Origin of the sequence: Bacillus cereus group sp. BceL220, from assembly GCF_051776965.1 — a bacterium.
Lineage (GTDB): Bacteria > Bacillota > Bacilli > Bacillales > Bacillaceae_G > Bacillus_A > Bacillus_A cereus.
Map to the genome: position 1 here is coordinate 49,445 of NZ_JBPWBC010000019.1, position 17,562 is coordinate 67,006.

A 17,562-nucleotide genomic window follows, 5' to 3' on the forward strand; every position below is an offset into this window, starting at 1 on the left:
TAATGATTGAATTAAAAAACATATCCAAAGTATTTACAACAAAAAAAGGGTATGTTGAGGCTCTTAAGTCTACTTCCCTTAAAGTAGAAAAAGGCGAGGTATTTGGAATCATTGGGTATAGTGGCGCTGGTAAAAGTACATTGATTCGATGTGTAAATTTATTAGAAAAACCAACGACAGGAAATATCATTGTAAACGAACAAGACTTAACAACGTTATCGACAAAAGAACTAGCAAAAGCGAGACAAAAAATCGGAATGATCTTTCAAGGATTCAATTTACTTAAAACTGTTAGCATCTATGAAAACATTGCATTACCTTTACGCCTTGCTGGTATTCCAAAAGTGGAAATTAAAAAAAGGGTAGAAAAATATTTACGCATTGTCGATCTTTTCAATCGAAAAGATGCTTATCCAAGTGAACTTTCTGGCGGTCAAAAACAGCGCGTTGCAATTGCACGTGCACTATCACATGAGCCTGAAGTGTTATTAAGTGACGAAGCAACGAGCGCTTTAGATCCAGAAACAACTGATTCTATTCTTGATTTGTTATTAAAGATTAACAAAGAAATTGGAATTACGATTTTACTCATTACACACGAAATGAACGTTATCCAACGTATATGCGACCGCGTTGCCGTTATGGAACATGGATCTGTAGTCGAAAGCGGGACTGTGAAAGATATTTTCACAAACCCACAACATGTAACAACGAAGAAATTTGTAAATAGCGCCTTTGCAGCTAAAATTCCAGAAGAGGTACAGAAAGAACTACAGAATACTGGAGAAATTGTAACACTTTCATTTATTGGTACTACTTCAGGTGAACCTGCCTTAGCTGTTGCCACAAAACGTTTCCAAGTGTATCCGAATATTTTATCCGGTAATATTACGCAGTTAAAACATGAAGCATATGGGAAACTAGTCGTTCATATGCAAGGAGAACAAAATGAAATCCACCGTGCTTTATCATTTTTACAAGAGCAAGGAATCATTGTAGAAGGAGGTAGAACAGATTATGGGAAACAAGTCCTTTTTGGATGAATGGGGTAAAGTCATATGGGAAGCCACAATTCAAACCTTTCAAATGACATCTATTTCATTACTCATCTCAATCCTTATTGCACTGCCACTTGGCGTCACACTTGTTTTAACGAGACCTGGTGGGCAGCGTGAAAATAAAATCATCTATCCTATTCTTAATACAATTATTAATATCATTCGCTCTCTTCCATTTATCATTCTATTATTCTTCATCTTACCTTTTACAAAGTTTCTAATGGGAACATCCATTGGCGTGCAAGGTGTTATCGTACCACTTGTCGTCTTCACAGCTCCCTATATCGCACGTTTAATGGAAACAGCCTTACTAGAAGTAGATCGAGGGGTTATTGAGGCCTATCAAGCGATGGGAGTCTCTACTATAAAAATCATTTGGCACGTCATGGTTAAAGAAGCTCGTCCCTCCCTTGTACTTGGATTAACAATTGCAACGATTGGCTTAATCGGCGCAACAGCAATGGCTGGTCTTGTAGGTGCTGGCGGGCTAGGGGACTTAGCATATCGCTTCGGACATTTACGCTATGAACCTGAAGTAATGTATGCAACCGTCTTTATTCTAATTATCCTCGTTCAAGGATTACAGTCTTTAGGTAATGGGGTTGCACGAAGACTGAAGAAAGATTAAAAAAGAAGGTATCTCACCAGGGTGAGATACCTTCTTTTTATCTTTTAAATCCGCCTTCTGAATGAATAACTTGCCCCGTAATCCACTCAGCTTCTTCACTTACTAAAAATTTAATGAGTCTAGCTGCATCCTTTGGCTCACCAATTCTGCCAAAAGGAAACATCGGCTTTAACCCTTGTTTTATCTCTTCAGTCATCCATCCTGTATCGGTTGGTCCTGGATTAATTGCATTCACTGTTATTCCTAATTGAGCTACTTCTGCTGACAACGTACTAGTAAGAGCATCAATAGCTCCCTTCGTTGTCGCATAAGCTAGTTCTCCTGCCATAGGACCTTGAAATTGCCCCGAAGTCATATTAACAATTCTACCACCAGATTTCTTATCAAATCCTCGGGCAAATTGACTACTGAGCAATGTAGTCGCACGAATATTAACCATATAATGCTTATCTAATTCTTCAGCAGTCAACGTAGAGAAATCATTATTCGTAGAATATGCTGCATTATTAATTAATATATGAGGGTACCCTAATTGTTCAGTAACTTTATTTAAAAGCTCTTTCGGTGCATCATTCCGAGTTAAATCTAACTCCATGCTCAATACTCTAACACCTTTTTGTAATAGCTCTTCTTTTAATTGTATTTGTTCATTTTTATCAACGCCCCAAGGCATCTCTTTATCATAATCCGTCCAATACGTAAAAAATATATCGTATCCTGCCTCAGCTAATTCTTTACAAATCGCTGCTCCTATACCGTCTAGACGACTTACGCCTGTAACAACTGCTACTTTATTTTTTAATTGGTTCATCATATACTCCTCCAAGTTTAAAGGACGCATATTTTATATAAGAGATATAAATTTCCCCACCTAGACCTCTGTCCTTACAAAAGGGATGTACAAGCCAACTATGCATTCCTTGCATGATTTACAAATAGCTAAATAAACCCTCACTTATGAGAGAAAAATTCATCTATCCAATTTCTAATCATTACAGGTTCATCCACATATCGAGTCCTTGTCTCCTTTCCATATATCTCTGTTTCTATCATACCAATATGATGTACTATTTCAAATGATAAAAAAATAAAAACCAATATTCCATTCCAAACTTCTATCGAATTTATTATATTATAATATAATAAATAATGGAAATAATCAGAAAAATACTGGTAAATATTGACTAACCTTCTTATAATAAAACGTGGGGCTAATGTGAGAGTTTAGTTTTAAACAAATAGGGGGAAGAAACATGTCAAAAAAATTACTTTCTTTATTTTCTGCAGTAATCGTAGCAGCTTTTGTAATAACCGGCTGTGTTCAAAGCGATACGACAAATAAAGAACAAAAAGAGAATGCAACAAAAGAAAGCAAAACGGAAAAAACAGATACAACGAAAGAAAGTAAACCTACTGAAAAAAAATCCGAAGATAAAAAAACTGAAGATAAAAATCCTGAAAATACAGCTACTGGATCAAGCGACTACTCTAAGCTGATTTCCTATATGGAAAAAGAAACAGGTGGTAAAACAAAAGTTCTTTTTGAAAATAAAGAACCACAAGTCTATAAAGCTGAAGATGTTTCAGTATCAATGAATAGTTACACATTAGTTGAATTAAATGGATTCCATACAAACTTCGATATTCCGTTTAATCGTCAAACAGAAGGCGGAGTTATTCTTGTGAACTACAGCGTAAAAAATAGTTCAGCTAAAGATATTTATTATATGCCAGCATTGGACATGTCATTTACTGGCGCGCAGAAAGCATATAGTAACTATAAAGATTTAATTCCAAAAGAAGATCAGCTCCCAACTAAACTTGCTCCAACGAATAATTACTTAGTAAAAGCAGGAGAAACTATTTCTGGTTATATCGCTTATCCATTCGGAAAAGATGATCTAGCGAAAATTTCAAGTCTCTCAACAGTCTCAGTCACAGTCCCAACTGCACAAGCTAATAAAGGAAAATTTGATGCTCCAATCGGAAATCCTGGAAGCTTTTCATTAAGTTTAAACAAACAGGGTGCTGAAAAAGTTGCAACAGATAATACTTTCTACCAAGATAAAGCTACAGCTAATAACATGGGCGATAAAAAAATGTTAAAAGAGAAATCAAGTATTAATAACAACCAAGAATTAGGCGCTGTTAATGTTACATTAGACGGATACCAATTCACTCAATTCACACCAAATTCCGTCGAAGCTCCACGCTTTGCAAATTTTAAAAACGGTCTTGTTCTGTTAACAGTAAAATTCAAGCTTGATAACAAAGATGCTCAAGACGTTTCACTGTCTCCTATAAGCTCTACATTAAGAGTGAATGATGGTACACAATATACGATTAATGAAGGTATGCTATTAAATTATGACTATAATGCTGCAGTTAAAACTGGAACATCTGGAGAGTTACTACAAGTATATATTTTAGATCAAGAGCAGTATGAAAAGATTTGGAAAGACAAAAGCTTTGAGATTGAGTTAGGACCTATGAGAAATAAAGAAGCTAAAGATATTTCACAAGGTAAAAAAGCTAAATTTACATTACCTAAATAAGTTACTAAGTATATATTAGAAAAGGCATATAACATATGATTGTTATATGCCTTTTTCATTTTATAAAAACACCATTTTTGTTCACACTTTATCCATTGTGAATCTTTTCACAATGGATATATAATAAACTTGTAAATACAATATTGGAGGGATTTCAATGATTATCAATTTTTTAAGAACTGATAAACGTGCTGCTTTCATATTATTATTTTTACGATTTTACATAGGATATGCATGGCTCGCTGCTGGGATAGGCAAAGTCTTCGGACAATCTTTTGACGCAAGTGGTTTTCTAAAGGGCGCTATTGCTCAAGCATCAGGTGACCACCCTGCAGTACAAAGTTGGTGGGCAGATTTTCTTCAACATTTTGTTCTTCCAAACGCAGACCTATTTAGCTTTTTAGTTCAATGGGGAGAAATTTTAGTAGGTCTAGGTTTAATTTTAGGCGGATTAACAAAAACAGCTGCATTTTTCGGAATTATAATGAATCTTTCATTTTTATTAAGCGGAACTGTTAGTGTAAACCCAAATCTGCTTATTTTAACTATGTTCATTTTAGTTGCAGGGCAAAACGCTGGACGTATTGGATTAGATGGCTATGTTTTCCCTAAACTTTTCCGTAAAAATAACCACGGAACATATAAATTAAGTAAAACTGCGTAGTAACAGTTTACTTTTAAAATATAAATAAGAAAAAGAGCCTGAGTATAGGCTCTTTTTCTTATTTATCCTAATTTAAACTTTTAACGAGCCACGAAAACCTCTGGCAGCGTAATAGGAATCTGCTCCATTGTGGTACACGAAAACATGTCCGAAGCGATAATCGCAAAATAGAGCACCACCGAGTTCTCGAATATCTGAAGGTGTTTGTACCCAACTTGATGATTTCATGTCAAAATCCCCAAGTTGTTGCAATTCCCGATATTGTTCTTCCGTTAATAGTTCAATGCCCATAGCATTTGCAACATCAATAACATTATTTTCTGGTTTATGTTTTTTTCTTGATTCTAACGCTTCAAGATCATAACAAAGACTTCTGCGGCCTTTAGGACTCTCCTTTGAACAATCATAGAAAGTATATTCGTCCTTTTCTTCATCATAACCGACAACATCCGGCTCACCGCCAGTTACTTCCATTTCGTTAAGTGACCATAATTTTTCAGCATCAGCTTCTATCTTAGCTTCAACCTTAGCCCATTCAAGCCCTTCATGGCGGTTCATATTTTTCTCAAAACGAGCTTGCAATACTTTCAATAACTCTTGACGTTTTTCTACTTGTAAGTCATTTTTATTTCCTGTCATATTAGTCCTCCCTGATGTGTGTACAGATATTAGTTTAAGTATATATTTTATAATAAATCATCTCAAGATGAAGACCGTTTCAGCCTTATGTCTTGTACAAACATCCATTATAAAGTTCTAAAACCCTCCATACTTTCTCCAAGAATATAGTGTGAAAACCACATCAAATTCTGCTTCATAATAGCTACATTCATTCCCGGCTGATTAGGACTATATGCCATTCCTTTAAATATAATTAATTCTGTATCCACTTCCATATCCATTAATCCTTGATATAGATCATATGCATTTGTAATTGGAATTCTTGCATCCTTTTCTCCATGCTGAATTAAGGTAGGCGTACAAGCTGATTCAATATACGTCATAGGTGATGTCTTCGTATATATCTCTGGATCATTCCATGGAGTATTTCCTAAATACATTCTAATAAAGTAAGGTATATCTGTATTTACATAATGGGTACTCCAGTTAGTGATTCCACCGCCAACTGAAATAGCTTTAAATCGACTACTAAATGTAGAACAGAAAGCTGATACATATCCACCGTTGCTCCATCCCATAACTCCTACTCTATCCTTGTCTACCATCCCTTTTTCTACTAGTTCATCCACTCCAGATATAACATCATCGTAGTCAGCAATCCCCTGTTTTCTATAGTTAGCTTTTAAAAATTCATTACCATAACCTGAACTTCCTCTGTAATTTGGTTCTAAAACGATAAAGCCTTTTTCAATAAACTGTTCAATCGGATATTTCTCATTGAAGCAGTCTGAAAATATCGGAAAAGACGCCCAAGCCGGACCGCCGTGAATTACTACTAATAAAGGATATTTTTTATTAGTATCAAACTCTACTGGCGTTGATAAAACACCTTCTATTTCAAGACCATCGCTACTTTTCCATGAGATGATTTCCCTGTTACTTCTAAGTTTCCCTTTGAAAAAGCTATTTTCATCCGTTATTTTTTTATCGTCTAAATAGATTTCAAAGGTTTCATTTGTTATTGCCTTATTGTAGGATATATATTTGCCATCCTTTGTTATAGAAGCATCCATTATAAAGCCATCTACTTTTTCGCTTAGTATTTCCACAGTTCCATCTTCAGCTAGCAACCCAATAAGATAATTCGTTTTATTCTGCCATCTAATTAAAATCCCTTTAGCTGTCCACTGTAATGGCATAACCGTACTATCAAAATCTGTTAAAGGTTGAATTAGCTCTCCATTATGAATATCATATATCTCTAACGTACTATCTTGTATATAGTTTCTATAGTAATCCCTCTCTCTTATGCTTGCTGAGTAACAAATTTTGCTGCCCTCTGGAGAAAAGCAAACACTCCCTCCCAACAATTTATCCACATTCAGCTTTTGTAGCTCTCCAGCTTTAATATGGAGTATGTATAGATCTCCATTTATATAATCTGCCATATTTGAGCTTGTTGTCGCCATAAATACAACCTTTTTACCATCATTTGAAATATCAAATTCATGGATATGAAAATCCTTACCATCAGTTAATCGATAAACAACTCTGTTCTCGTGTTCATCTGTATCACTTTGTATCACCTTTTCTATTTCAATGTAATATAAACAATTATTCTGGTGTTCCTTACTTACATGATGGAAATCTCCATATAATTCCTTACGTTTCTTTATTTCCTCACATTCTTTTGACTGTGCAACATAATAAAAACCTTTACCAGCAGGATCCCATTTGAATGTACTAATTCCTTCCTTCTCATCAGTAATTTGAACCTCGCTATAACCATCTAGCGACTTAACAAATATCTGATTTTTCCCATCACCAACTGGACTAAGATATGCGATACACTTAGCATCTGGAGACCATAATGGGTGTGTACTATCTATATCCCCATTTGATAATGGGTAACTCTGCTTCTTATCTTTTTCATATATCCATACATGATTCCTATATGTATTGTCTTTCCAATCAGCCGTCTTCTTTACAAATGCTACGTTTTTACCATCATCACTTATGTTTGTACTTGATAAGGTTGGTAATGAAATAATCTCTTCTATACTTAGATATGTTTTTTTAATCGTTTTCATCAATATCCCCCCTGAAATGTCCATAAATCTCTCGTCTCTTTTTGTCGTAATCAAAGAAATTGTTCATGAATACTTAAAATAATAATGGGAAATTCAGATAAATAAAAGTGAATTCGATAAGGTAAAACTTTAATCTATAGGGTTCTATCCACTTACCAAGTCTAGATGTTATTTTTCGACACAAAAACACCCCTTTAGATAAAATATCTAAAGGGGTGCAAATTTGTAAATTTATTTTAAAACTACAACTATATTTATTAACCTACCAATCTCCTACTCAACAGTAACAGACTTAGCTAAGTTACGTGGCTTATCAACGTCACACTCGCGGTGAAGTGCTGCGTAGTATGAAATAAGTTGTAATGGAATAACTGCTACTAGCGGTGCTAGTGCTTCGTGTACAGCTGGTAATACAAAGCTGTCTCCTTCCATTTCTAAGCCTTTCATTGAGATGATACATGGGTTAGCTCCGCGTGCTACTACCTCTTTCACGTTGCCGCGAATTCCAAGGTTTACGTGCTCTTGTGTAGCAAGTGCGATAACTGGTGTACCATTTTCGATTAAAGCGATTGTACCGTGTTTTAACTCTCCTCCAGCGAATCCTTCTGCTTGGATGTAAGAGATTTCTTTTAGTTTTAACGCACCTTCTAATCCTACGTAGAAGTCTACGCTACGTCCGATGAAGAAACAGTTACGCGTTGTCGCTAAAAATTGTTTTGCTAATGCGTCCATTTCTTCTTTTTGATCACAAAGTTCTATCATTGCATTTGCTACAAGTCCTAGTTCGTGTGTTAAATCGAAATCAAGAACTTCACCTTTTGCTTTAGCAATATCAGCTGCTAAAATTGAAAGTACTGCAAGCTGTGCTGTGTAAGCTTTCGTTGATGCAACTGCAATTTCTGGTCCAGCGTATAACGGAAGTGTATAATCAGCTTCACGAGAAAGCGTAGAACCAGGTACGTTTGTAATCGTTAATGCTTTATGACCCATTTCATTCGTTTGTACAAGTACTGCACGGCTATCAGCTGTTTCACCACTTTGTGAAATGTAAATGAAGAATGGTCTTTCTGTTAATAATGGCATGTTATAAGAGAATTCACTTGCTACATGCACTTCAACTGGCATTTTTGCAAACTTCTCGATAAATTGTTTTCCAACAAGACCTGCATGATAGCTCGTTCCACATGCAATGATGTAAATACGATCGCTATCTAAAATCGCATTGCGAATGTCTTGATTTAATTCAATCTCGCCATTTTCATCTTGATACTTTTGAATTATATTACGGATTACAAGTGGTTGCTCATCGATTTCTTTAAGCATGAAATGAGGGTATGTTCCTTTTTCAATATCACTTGCATCTAATTCCGCTGTAAACGGTGCACGTTCAATCGTTTCACCTTGTAAATTTTTAATTGTAATACTTTCTTTCGTTACGATTACGATTTCTTTATCCATTAACTCAATAAATTGATCTGTAACTTGTAACATCGCCATAGCGTCGCTCGCCACAACATTAAAGTTGTCACCAACACCTACTAATAGCGGGCTTTTGTTTTTAGCAACATAAATCATGTTTGGATTTTCAGCATCAAGTAATCCGATTGCATAAGAGCCATGTAAAAGAGATAGCGTATTACGGAACGCTTCTTCTACACTTAATCCTGTGCTCACTTGTTGTTCCATAAGCTGTACGATAATCTCTGTATCTGTTTCACTTACGAACGTTACATCTTGTAAATATTCCTTTTTCACTAATTCATAGTTTTCAATTACACCGTTATGAACTAGTGTAAAGCGTTTTGATGTACTTTGATGCGGATGCGCGTTTACTTTACTTGGAACACCGTGTGTAGCCCAGCGTGTGTGTCCGATACCTACGCTTGCTGCTACGTTCTCATCTACGATTTCACGAAGTTTTGCGATACGGCCTTTTTCTTTGTATACAACAACACCGTTCTCTGCTTGTACTGCAATACCTGCTGAATCATATCCACGATATTCTAGCTTTTCTAAACCTTTTAATAAAATTTCCTTTGCATCTTGCTCTCCAATAAATCCTACGATTCCACACATGTTTAGTCGCCGTTACAAATGCTTACACTGCTCTGCGAACATGTAACGACATAGTCCGATACCATTTTTATTTATACTAAAAAAACGGATTACATATTGCTAGCCCTGTAAGCTTGTAACGGCTTTCACCTTCCTCTCGATTGGGTTTAAGTCCGTATATACTTATACAGCTAGTTTTCATCCGTTCCTCTTCTCTCATCACACTTTCACCTTTGTCCACTAAGTCACCTTAATGATTTAAGTAAAAGTTTGCGGTTGTGATGAACAACCGGGAGTCATCCGCCGAAATCTCGATAAACCCCACCTCGTCAACTACACTATTTGTAGTTCTGGCGCTTTTATAATTTACAATATTTCCTTTGAGAAAAAGAACAAGACCATCTTATAACAAACATGGATAAACCGTCAATGAAATTTTTTTCATCGTCTATAAAACATATGAAAAAGGAGCACTTTTTGTGCTCCTTTTTCATATAAATTCAGCTAATTACTCAGCGCCAACTTCGGCTTTCACAACTTCTACAATGCGATGTACATATGCATCACAAACTTCTTGTGTTGGTGCTTCTGCCATTACACGAATAAGTGGCTCTGTTCCAGATGGACGAACAAGAATACGGCCATCACCGTTCATTTCTTCCTCTACAACACGAATAATTTCTTTAATTTTTTCATTTTCTAATGCTAATTTTTTATCTGTTACACGAACGTTTACTAGCAATTGTGGGAATTTCGTCATTTCTCCTGCAAGCTCAGATAATGGTTTTTTCGTCATTTTCATGATGTTTACAAGTTGAAGTGCACTTAACATTCCGTCACCAGTTGTAATGTAATCAAGTAAGATAATATGGCCTGATTGTTCTCCACCTAAGTTGTAACCACCGCGTTTCATCTCTTCCATTACATAGCGGTCACCAACTGCTGTTTTATCACTTGTAATATTGTTTGCTTCAAGTGCTTTGTAGAAACCTAAGTTACTCATAACAGTTGAAACAACTGTATTATGTTTTAATTGACCAGTTTCTTTCATGTACTTCGCACAAATAAACATAATTTGATCACCGTCAACGATGTTTCCTTTTTCGTCTACAGCAATTAAACGATCGCCATCGCCATCAAAAGCAAGTCCGATATCCGCACCTTTTTCTTTTACCAATTCAGCTAAGCCTTCTGGATGTGTAGATCCTACACCCTCGTTAATATTCATACCGTTTGGAGAAGTTCCCATTGTTGAAATATCAGCTTCTAGGTCTGCAAATAAGTATGGAGCTAGAGAAGAAGTTGCACCATGTGCACAATCTAAAGCGATATGTAGGCCAGAGAAATCTTCTTCAACAGTTTGTTTAATGTACTGTAAATATTTTTGTCCACCTTCAAAGTAATCGCTCACTTGTCCCAGATTAGTACCTGTCGGACGTGGTAGTTCATCAACTTCTTTGTCTAATAAAGCTTCAATCTCAGCTTCTTGCTCATCTGTTAATTTAAAGCCGTCTGAACCAAAGAATTTAATACCGTTATCTTGTACTGGATTATGAGATGCAGAAATCATAACACCTGCTTGTGCATCTAGTGCTTTTGTTAAATAAGCAACACCCGGTGTAGAAATAACGCCAAGGCGCATTACTTCTGCTCCAGTTGATAATAGACCTGCTACTAAAGCTCCTTCTAACATATGGCCAGATACACGTGTATCACGACCGATAATTACTTTTGGACGATCTGTATCTTTTGTTAATACATAACCACCAAAACGCCCAATTTTGAAAGCTAATTCAGGTGTTAACTCCTTATTTGCAACTCCACGTACTCCATCTGTACCAAAATATTTACCCATTATGATTCGCTCCTTTTTCTTGCTCTTTTTGATTATGGTTATCTACCGTTGGTTCTTGACTATTTTCTTTATCTTTATCTTTATCTTGATTTTGATTATTTTCCTGTTCCGTTTCTTTTTCTTGATTGGATTCAGGATTTTTTGGCTTCTCATTTTGATTTTCTTGATTGGTGTTTGAATCCGGTTGTTGACCGTTACCCTGTACTTCTTTATCTGGTTTTTCTTTCTTTACAATAGTAACTTTAGCACTTTTTTGTTTTGGCTCTATTGAAATATTACCAGGACCACTCACTTGAATAGAAATATCTTTCGTCCCTGAAGATACATTTTGCAAATTAATTACCGCTGTTATTTGGGCAGCTGTTATTTTATCTACTATACTTGCTTCTCCTGAAATATCAACACTTATCTTTCCATCTTGCGGCGAAATTAGCTGAGCCGTAACATCTTTAGAAAGTCCATTTTTTTGGATTGGGATGCCATCAATCGTTTTTGTTTTCGTTTGTTTTGTTTTTTGCACTCCCACTGAAACCTTCACTTGATTCGGTTTTGCACTGGTTACACCCTTGGGTAATAAAACAGAGGCATCGAATGTTGTAGACTCTGTCAATTGACTAAGATCTACTTCGACCCCCTCTAGCGATTGTATATTATCCAAAATATCTTTTGGACCAGCTATCGTTACTTCTCTCGGCTCGACACTGATATTTGTAACTGCCAATCCTTCTGCTAAACTCCCCTTCTTCGTATACGTTACAGGAACAGTTTTTTCAGTATTATTGGCTGTAGTTTGCGTTGCCACATTCAACGTTACACTAATTTTAGATGGACTTGTTCTTACATTTAAACGTTTTCCTTCTTTATTGTATAATGTAACTTCGGGCGTTTTTGTAACAGTTTTATTAACACCTTTTAAATCAACATACGCTTTGGCAGATGAAATGCTTTCAATTTCTTCTTTCGTCCCAACTACCTCAACAGTATCCGGTTTAATGCTTGATTTTTCGAGAGTAGCCCCCGCTGGCATTTGATCCTCATTTGATAATTTCAAATCTACATGAACATATTTTCTCGCCTTTTCATGAAGAGTAACTTTAATTGTTGATGGCTGAACTGTTCCTTTCACATCGTCTGGAAGCCCGTTCGTTTTTAAAGAAATCTCATAAGTTCCTTTTGGACTATCTCGCAAATCAATTGGTATGTCAAATTGTTTTTTTGCTTTTGCTGTAGCAACTGATGCTTTTGGGCCTTCTAACTTCACCTTAACGCCCTCTGCTGGAATACCACTTACAATATATTTCTCCTCATCATACTTAAGATTAATCTCATAATTAGTTAATGTTTCTTTCGTATCATTTGCAAAAGGTAATATACCTGATGTCGTATTTTTCTCAGTTAACGTCGCTGACATAAAAAGCATACACGCCAATAGTAATGAGATCCCTTTTAAAAACCAATGATTCTCCATTAACTTATCCATGACGCTTTCTCCTCCAATTCCATAAAGACGAAGAAGTCGTTTTTTCGTTCCCACTAAATTCAGCTAATAACATATCCTTCAGCTGTTCTGTCTTCAAATCACGATGCAACTTACCATTTTTCGTTAAAGAAATTTGACCAGTTTCTTCAGACACAACTACTGTAATACTATCAGTAACTTCACTAACTCCCATTGCAGCACGATGTCTAGTTCCTAATTCTTTAGAAATAAACGGACTTTCTGATAATGGAAGATAGCATGCTGCTGCTTTAATTGTACTTCCTTGCATAATTACCGCTCCGTCATGAAGAGGTGTATTTGGAATAAAAATATTAATAAGTAATTCCGATGATACGTTTGCATTCAGCGGAATACCCGTTTCCACATAATCACCCATACCGGTCTCTTTTGACAAAGTAATTAATGCACCTATTCTACGTTTCCCCATATATTCGGTTGCTTTTGCTATCGCTGTTGCAACCATTTCAGGTTCATCATCCTCATGCGGTCCAACACGCGAAAATAAACTCCCGCGCCCTAGCTGCTCAAGTGCTCTTCGCAATTCTGGCTGAAAGATAATAATAACGGCTAAAAATCCCCATGTTAATACTTGTTCAGTTAGCCAAGATAACGTATGCAATTCAAGGAAAATACTAATCATCTTAACGACAATGATAACTGTAATCCCTTTTAAAAGTTGAACAGCTTTCGTCCCTCGGATTATGAGAATCAGCTTATATATAATAAACCATACAATGGCAATATCTAATGCCGTACTAAGATATTTCAAAATGGTCGTATCTTCAAAAGGCATGCTATCCCTTCCTCCTACTTACGAGCAATTCTATCCATATATTGAAATATTGTTTTATGCTCTATCTGTATGTATTTCCAACAACTAGTTAATTATACCATACATGAAACAAACGACAATTACAAACAACCCCCTTTAGCTCAAATTGGTAAGATGTCAAACATTTTTATCTTACAGTATAATATAAATCATTATTATACGCCTATTTTCAAATAAAAAAAGCAACTTCTCAGTTGCTTTTCTTACATTTATTTTAGTTTTTCACCGAATAAAGAACCCATTAAAGCAACTGCTGTTGTTGCCGTTCTATTTCTCTCATCTAAAATCGTATTTACCTCAACAAATTCAGCAGATGTGATAATATCCGCTTCTGCTAACATTTCCATCGCCAAGTGGCTTTCACGATAAGATAGACCACCAATTACAGGCGTCCCAACACCTGGTGCATCATGAGGATCAAGACCATCTAAATCTAATGATAAGTGTACACCATCAGTATGAGATAAATATGCGATTGTTTCTTCCATAACAGCCGTCATCCCCATACGATCAATTTCATGCATTGAGAACACTTTAATACCTTCATTTCGAATGAAATCTTTTTCTCCTTCATCCAATGCACGCGCACCGATAATTACGACATTCTCTTTTTTCACCTTCGGATATGCTCCATATAAATCTACAAGTGAAGAATGTCCATAACCTAAACTTGCTGCAAGTGACATACCGTGAATATTTCCAGATGGTGAAGTTTCCTCTGTATTTAAATCACCGTGTGCATCATACCAAATAACACCTAAGTTTTTATAATGTTTTGCTACACCAGCTAATGTACCGATAGCAATACTATGGTCACCACCTAATACAAGTGGAAAACGACCTTCTTCTATAATATGATCCACCTTACTTGCTAATTCATTACATACAGTTGCAACTTGTGTAAGGTTTCTTAATTTTGTATTTTCATCTATCTCTTTTTCTCTCTCTATACATATATCTCCCATATCTTTAACGTCATATCCAATTTCTTCAATTCTTTCAATTACCCCTGCATAACGGATTGCGCTCGGTCCCATATCAACGCCACGACGCATCTGCCCTAAATCCATTGGAACTCCAATAACTGAGATTTCTTTTTTCATAGATAGTATCCCCCTTCTGTGCCTTCACTAAATATTTTAAATCTTTTATATAGTCTGACTCAACTCGACATTTTTCTGTATGGATATACAAATTATTCACTTATATTCACGTTGAAAATCAAATTTCAAGACTATTCTATGTATAAAGTTAACTTAATGAAACAATCACAATCACTATTATTAAATAATAATAAAAAAACACCCCTACATTTAGAAGTGTTTTTCTGACGCTATTTTCCATACTGTTGCAATATTCTTCGTTGTCATTTCAATATTTTCTTCTGCTACTCTATATGCTTCTTCTAGTGTCATCGGTCTCGTTGTAATACTAAATACCGCATCTATTCCTTTCTCGTACACGGCTGAATAATCAGATGATACAGACCCTCCAATAGCAATTACAGGCACAGAAAAACGTTTCGCACGCCCCGCAACACCAACAGGAGCCTTCCCATATGCAGTTTGTTCATCTATTCTACCTTCACCAGTTATAATGAGATCTGCATCTTCTATATGTTTATCGAAATTTGTATAATCCAATACAATTTCAATGCCCTTTCGCAAGTCTCCCTTTAGCACTGAAATAACAGCCGCTCCCATTCCTCCTGCTGCCCCTGCACCAGGTATTTCAGATACATCAGAAGATACATATCTTTTAAGAATATTCGCATAATGTTTTAAATTCTCATCTAGCTCTTTCATCATCTCTACATTCGCACCCTTTTGTCTCCCAAATACGAAAGATGCTCCCTGCATTCCGACTAATGGATTATCCACATCACATGCCGCTTCTATCTTTACCCCCTTTAAGCGTGGATCCATTTGTGAAAAATCAATAGCAACAATCGAATGTAACGTACCTCCAGATGGATCTATTACTTCACCCTTATCATTTATAAATCTTACTCCTAAAGCTGCTAACATGCCTGCCCCACCATCATTTGTAGCACTTCCTCCAAGTCCTAAAATTATGTACTCCGCCCCTTGATTTAGCGCATGTAATATAAGTTCTCCTGTTCCTTTTGTCGTTGTAATAAGTGGGTTTCGCTTTTCAACTGGAACGTGCTGTAATCCTGATGCTGCTGCCATTTCAATAAACGCTGTCTTTTTATCTTTAGACACGCCATAAAAAGCTTGCACACTTTCTCTAAGCGGTCCTGTCACACTAATTGATATAATTCTCCCCCCTGTAGCATCAACAAGCGATTCAACCGTCCCTTCTCCTCCATCTCCAATTGGTATTTTCACATACTTTGCATTAGGAAAAATTGCTCTAAAACCTCTTTCAATAGCTTCACATACTTCTATAGCTTTTAGGCTTTCTTTATATGAATCAGATGCAATAACAACTTTCACAATTATCCCCCATCCCTTATTTTTACGTTTTCTTCATTTTAAACGATAAATATAAAAGTTGTCTTTTTAAACACAAAAAAGCTTACATCATATGATGTAAGCTTTTTCTATTTAGATGGAGCCTAGCGGGATCGAACCGCTGACCTCCTGCGTGCAAGGCAGGCGCTCTCCCAGCTGAGCTAAGGCCCCTTAGTAATAAAGCGGAAGACGGGATTCGAACCCGCGACCCCAACCTTGGCAAGGTTGTATTCTACCACTGAACTACTTCCGCGAAAATGGTGAGCCATGAAGGATTCGAACCTTCGACCCTCTGATTAAAAGTCAGATGCTCTACCAACTGAGCTAATGGCTCGTAAATGGCTGGGCTAGCTGGATTCGAACCAGCGCATGACGGAGTCAAAGTCCGTTGCCTTACCGCTTGGCTATAGCCCATTAATATTTACTAGTATGGTTATCTTCTCAAAAAAATAAACCCTTTCAGGTTATTTTTAAGAAAATGGTGGAGGGGGGCAGATTCGAACTGCCGAACCCGAAGGAGCGGATTTACAGTCCGCCGCGTTTAGCCACTTCGCTACCCCTCCGACATTTAAACATATATGGTGGAGGATGACGGGATCGAACCGCCGACCCCCTGCTTGTAAGGCAGGTGCTCTCCCAGCTGAGCTAATCCTCCAAAAGTGGTGACCCGTACGGGATTCGAACCCGTGTTACCGCCGTGAAAGGGCGGTGTCTTAACCACTTGACCAACGGGCCAAAAATTTAAAAACTTTTCCAAGCTTCCAACCGGGCTTGAACCGGTGACCTCTTCCTTACCATGGAAGTACTCTACCAGCTGAGCTATGGAAGCATAATGGCTCCGCAGGTAGGAATCGAACCTACGACCGATCGGTTAACAGCCGATAGCTCTACCGCTGAGCTACTGCGGAATAATACAAGCCTGGCAACGTCCTACTCTCACAGGGACAAGGTCCCAACTACCATCGGCGCTAGAGAGCTTAACTTCCGTGTTCGGTATGGGAACGGGTGTGACCTCTCTGCCATCATTACCAGACTTTTATCATTATACACATTCTTTTCAGAATGTCAAAAGGAATTTTAAATATATATTCCTTCAAAACTAGATAACATTGCTACATATTATATGGTTAAGTCCTCGATCTATTAGTATTCGTCAGCTCCACATGTCACCATGCTTCCACCTCGAACCTATCAACCTGATCATCTTTCAGGGATCTTACTAGCTT

Annotated in this window: 13 protein-coding genes, 9 tRNA genes, 2 rRNA genes and 1 pseudogene; 4 read left to right on the forward strand and 21 right to left on the reverse strand. The window is 36.8% G+C overall.

Annotated features, from left to right (window positions below):
- Window positions 1-2 precede the first annotated feature (2 nt).
- Both ACS2FK_RS27345 and ACS2FK_RS27350 read left to right on the forward strand, forming a co-directional pair.
- Window positions 3-1,043 carry a methionine ABC transporter ATP-binding protein gene (locus ACS2FK_RS27345; protein WP_063546201.1) on the forward strand — a complete coding sequence of 347 codons (1,041 nt, stop codon included), beginning with the start codon at window positions 3-5 and terminating at the stop codon, window positions 1,041-1,043.
- Window positions 1,018-1,686: a methionine ABC transporter permease gene (locus ACS2FK_RS27350; RefSeq protein WP_000527151.1), complete on the forward strand. Its 669-nt coding sequence runs from the start codon at window positions 1,018-1,020 to the stop codon at window positions 1,684-1,686. The genes ACS2FK_RS27345 and ACS2FK_RS27350 overlap by 26 nt, the downstream gene beginning before the upstream one ends.
- Before the next feature lie 37 nt (window positions 1,687-1,723).
- Here the strand turns inward: ACS2FK_RS27350 and ACS2FK_RS27355 are convergent, their stop codons facing one another.
- Window positions 1,724-2,500: an SDR family oxidoreductase gene (locus ACS2FK_RS27355; RefSeq protein WP_002094237.1), complete on the reverse strand. Its 777-nt coding sequence runs from the start codon at window positions 2,498-2,500 to the stop codon at window positions 1,724-1,726.
- 439 nt (window positions 2,501-2,939) lie between these two features.
- Between ACS2FK_RS27355 and ACS2FK_RS27360 the strand changes: the two genes are divergently transcribed.
- A complete protein-coding gene (locus tag ACS2FK_RS27360; RefSeq protein WP_063546199.1) occupies window positions 2,940-4,241 on the forward strand; it encodes a DUF5068 domain-containing protein in 1,302 nt (433 codons plus the stop codon).
- 157 nt (window positions 4,242-4,398) lie between these two features.
- A complete protein-coding gene (locus ACS2FK_RS27365) occupies window positions 4,399-4,905 on the forward strand; it encodes a DoxX family membrane protein (protein WP_023520830.1) in 507 nt (168 codons plus the stop codon).
- Window positions 4,906-4,977: 72 nt separating this feature from the next.
- Here the strand turns inward: ACS2FK_RS27365 and ACS2FK_RS27370 are convergent, their stop codons facing one another.
- The 20 genes and pseudogenes from ACS2FK_RS27370 to ACS2FK_RS27465 form a co-directional block, all read right to left on the reverse strand.
- Entirely contained in the window at window positions 4,978-5,544 is a 567-nt protein-coding gene (locus ACS2FK_RS27370; RefSeq protein WP_023520829.1) for a DUF4256 domain-containing protein, read from the reverse strand.
- A 107-nt stretch (window positions 5,545-5,651) separates the two neighbouring features.
- Complete coding sequence (locus tag ACS2FK_RS27375; protein ID WP_023520828.1) at window positions 5,652-7,616, reverse strand: S9 family peptidase; 1,965 nt, start codon at window positions 7,614-7,616, stop codon at window positions 5,652-5,654.
- Window positions 7,617-7,889: 273 nt separating this feature from the next.
- Window positions 7,890-9,692, reverse strand: coding sequence for a glutamine--fructose-6-phosphate transaminase (isomerizing) (glmS, locus tag ACS2FK_RS27380; protein WP_000334155.1), 1,803 nt, complete (start codon window positions 9,690-9,692; stop codon window positions 7,890-7,892).
- 12 nt (window positions 9,693-9,704) lie between these two features.
- Window positions 9,705-9,891: pseudogene (locus ACS2FK_RS27385) on the reverse strand (hypothetical protein).
- A gap of 288 nt (window positions 9,892-10,179) precedes the next feature.
- On the reverse strand, window positions 10,180-11,526 hold the full coding sequence (glmM, locus tag ACS2FK_RS27390; protein WP_000521476.1) for a phosphoglucosamine mutase: 1,347 nt from the start codon (window positions 11,524-11,526) through the stop codon (window positions 10,180-10,182).
- The gene (locus tag ACS2FK_RS27395) at window positions 11,519-13,006 is read right to left on the reverse strand and encodes a CdaR family protein (RefSeq protein ID WP_063546197.1); all 1,488 of its coding nucleotides are present in this window, start codon (window positions 13,004-13,006) and stop codon (window positions 11,519-11,521) included. Before ACS2FK_RS27395 ends, glmM begins: the two co-directional genes overlap by 8 nt.
- A complete protein-coding gene (gene cdaA, locus ACS2FK_RS27400) occupies window positions 12,999-13,820 on the reverse strand; it encodes a diadenylate cyclase CdaA (protein ID WP_001115694.1) in 822 nt (273 codons plus the stop codon). Before cdaA ends, ACS2FK_RS27395 begins: the two co-directional genes overlap by 8 nt.
- A gap of 248 nt (window positions 13,821-14,068) precedes the next feature.
- On the reverse strand, window positions 14,069-14,962 hold the full coding sequence (rocF, locus tag ACS2FK_RS27405; RefSeq protein ID WP_000711563.1) for an arginase: 894 nt from the start codon (window positions 14,960-14,962) through the stop codon (window positions 14,069-14,071).
- 210 nt (window positions 14,963-15,172) lie between these two features.
- Entirely contained in the window at window positions 15,173-16,318 is a 1,146-nt protein-coding gene (locus tag ACS2FK_RS27410; RefSeq protein WP_063546195.1) for a glycerate kinase, read from the reverse strand.
- Window positions 16,319-16,434: 116 nt separating this feature from the next.
- Window positions 16,435-16,507: transfer RNA gene (locus ACS2FK_RS27415), tRNA-Ala, on the reverse strand.
- 10 nt (window positions 16,508-16,517) lie between these two features.
- Window positions 16,518-16,589, reverse strand: a tRNA-Gly gene (locus ACS2FK_RS27420).
- A gap of 5 nt (window positions 16,590-16,594) precedes the next feature.
- Window positions 16,595-16,670: transfer RNA gene (locus tag ACS2FK_RS27425), tRNA-Lys, on the reverse strand.
- 5 nt (window positions 16,671-16,675) lie between these two features.
- A tRNA-Gln gene (locus ACS2FK_RS27430) sits at window positions 16,676-16,750 on the reverse strand.
- Window positions 16,751-16,815: 65 nt separating this feature from the next.
- Window positions 16,816-16,899 (reverse strand) — tRNA-Tyr (locus tag ACS2FK_RS27435).
- Window positions 16,900-16,915: 16 nt separating this feature from the next.
- Window positions 16,916-16,991: transfer RNA gene (locus ACS2FK_RS27440), tRNA-Val, on the reverse strand.
- Window positions 16,992-16,996: 5 nt separating this feature from the next.
- Window positions 16,997-17,071: transfer RNA gene (locus ACS2FK_RS27445), tRNA-Glu, on the reverse strand.
- A 21-nt stretch (window positions 17,072-17,092) separates the two neighbouring features.
- A tRNA-Thr gene (locus ACS2FK_RS27450) sits at window positions 17,093-17,165 on the reverse strand.
- 4 nt (window positions 17,166-17,169) lie between these two features.
- Window positions 17,170-17,244, reverse strand: a tRNA-Asn gene (locus tag ACS2FK_RS27455).
- Between the two features lie 9 nt (window positions 17,245-17,253).
- Window positions 17,254-17,369 (reverse strand): 5S ribosomal RNA (rrf, locus tag ACS2FK_RS27460).
- A gap of 90 nt (window positions 17,370-17,459) precedes the next feature.
- Window positions 17,460-17,562: ribosomal RNA gene (locus tag ACS2FK_RS27465) — 23S ribosomal RNA — on the reverse strand; the annotation flags it as partial.

What these genes read in the sequence shown, in the direction of transcription:
- ACS2FK_RS27350 (WP_000527151.1), top strand. Translation starts at nt 1,018, where the DNA reads ATGGGAAACAAGTCCTTTTTGGATGAATGGGGTAAAGTCATATGGGAA.
- ACS2FK_RS27375 (WP_023520828.1), bottom strand. Translation starts at nt 7,616, where the DNA reads ATGAAAACGATTAAAAAAACATATCTAAGTATAGAAGAGATTATTTCA.
- ACS2FK_RS27360 (WP_063546199.1), top strand. Translation starts at nt 2,940, where the DNA reads ATGTCAAAAAAATTACTTTCTTTATTTTCTGCAGTAATCGTAGCAGCT.
- ACS2FK_RS27395 (WP_063546197.1), bottom strand. Translation starts at nt 13,006, where the DNA reads ATGGATAAGTTAATGGAGAATCATTGGTTTTTAAAAGGGATCTCATTA.
- rocF (WP_000711563.1), bottom strand. Translation starts at nt 14,962, where the DNA reads ATGAAAAAAGAAATCTCAGTTATTGGAGTTCCAATGGATTTAGGGCAG.
- cdaA (WP_001115694.1), bottom strand. Translation starts at nt 13,820, where the DNA reads ATGCCTTTTGAAGATACGACCATTTTGAAATATCTTAGTACGGCATTA.
- ACS2FK_RS27365 (WP_023520830.1), top strand. Translation starts at nt 4,399, where the DNA reads ATGATTATCAATTTTTTAAGAACTGATAAACGTGCTGCTTTCATATTA.
- ACS2FK_RS27355 (WP_002094237.1), bottom strand. Translation starts at nt 2,500, where the DNA reads ATGATGAACCAATTAAAAAATAAAGTAGCAGTTGTTACAGGCGTAAGT.
- glmM (WP_000521476.1), bottom strand. Translation starts at nt 11,526, where the DNA reads ATGGGTAAATATTTTGGTACAGATGGAGTACGTGGAGTTGCAAATAAG.
- ACS2FK_RS27345 (WP_063546201.1), top strand. Translation starts at nt 3, where the DNA reads ATGATTGAATTAAAAAACATATCCAAAGTATTTACAACAAAAAAAGGG.
- glmS (WP_000334155.1), bottom strand. Translation starts at nt 9,692, where the DNA reads ATGTGTGGAATCGTAGGATTTATTGGAGAGCAAGATGCAAAGGAAATT.
- ACS2FK_RS27370 (WP_023520829.1), bottom strand. Translation starts at nt 5,544, where the DNA reads ATGACAGGAAATAAAAATGACTTACAAGTAGAAAAACGTCAAGAGTTA.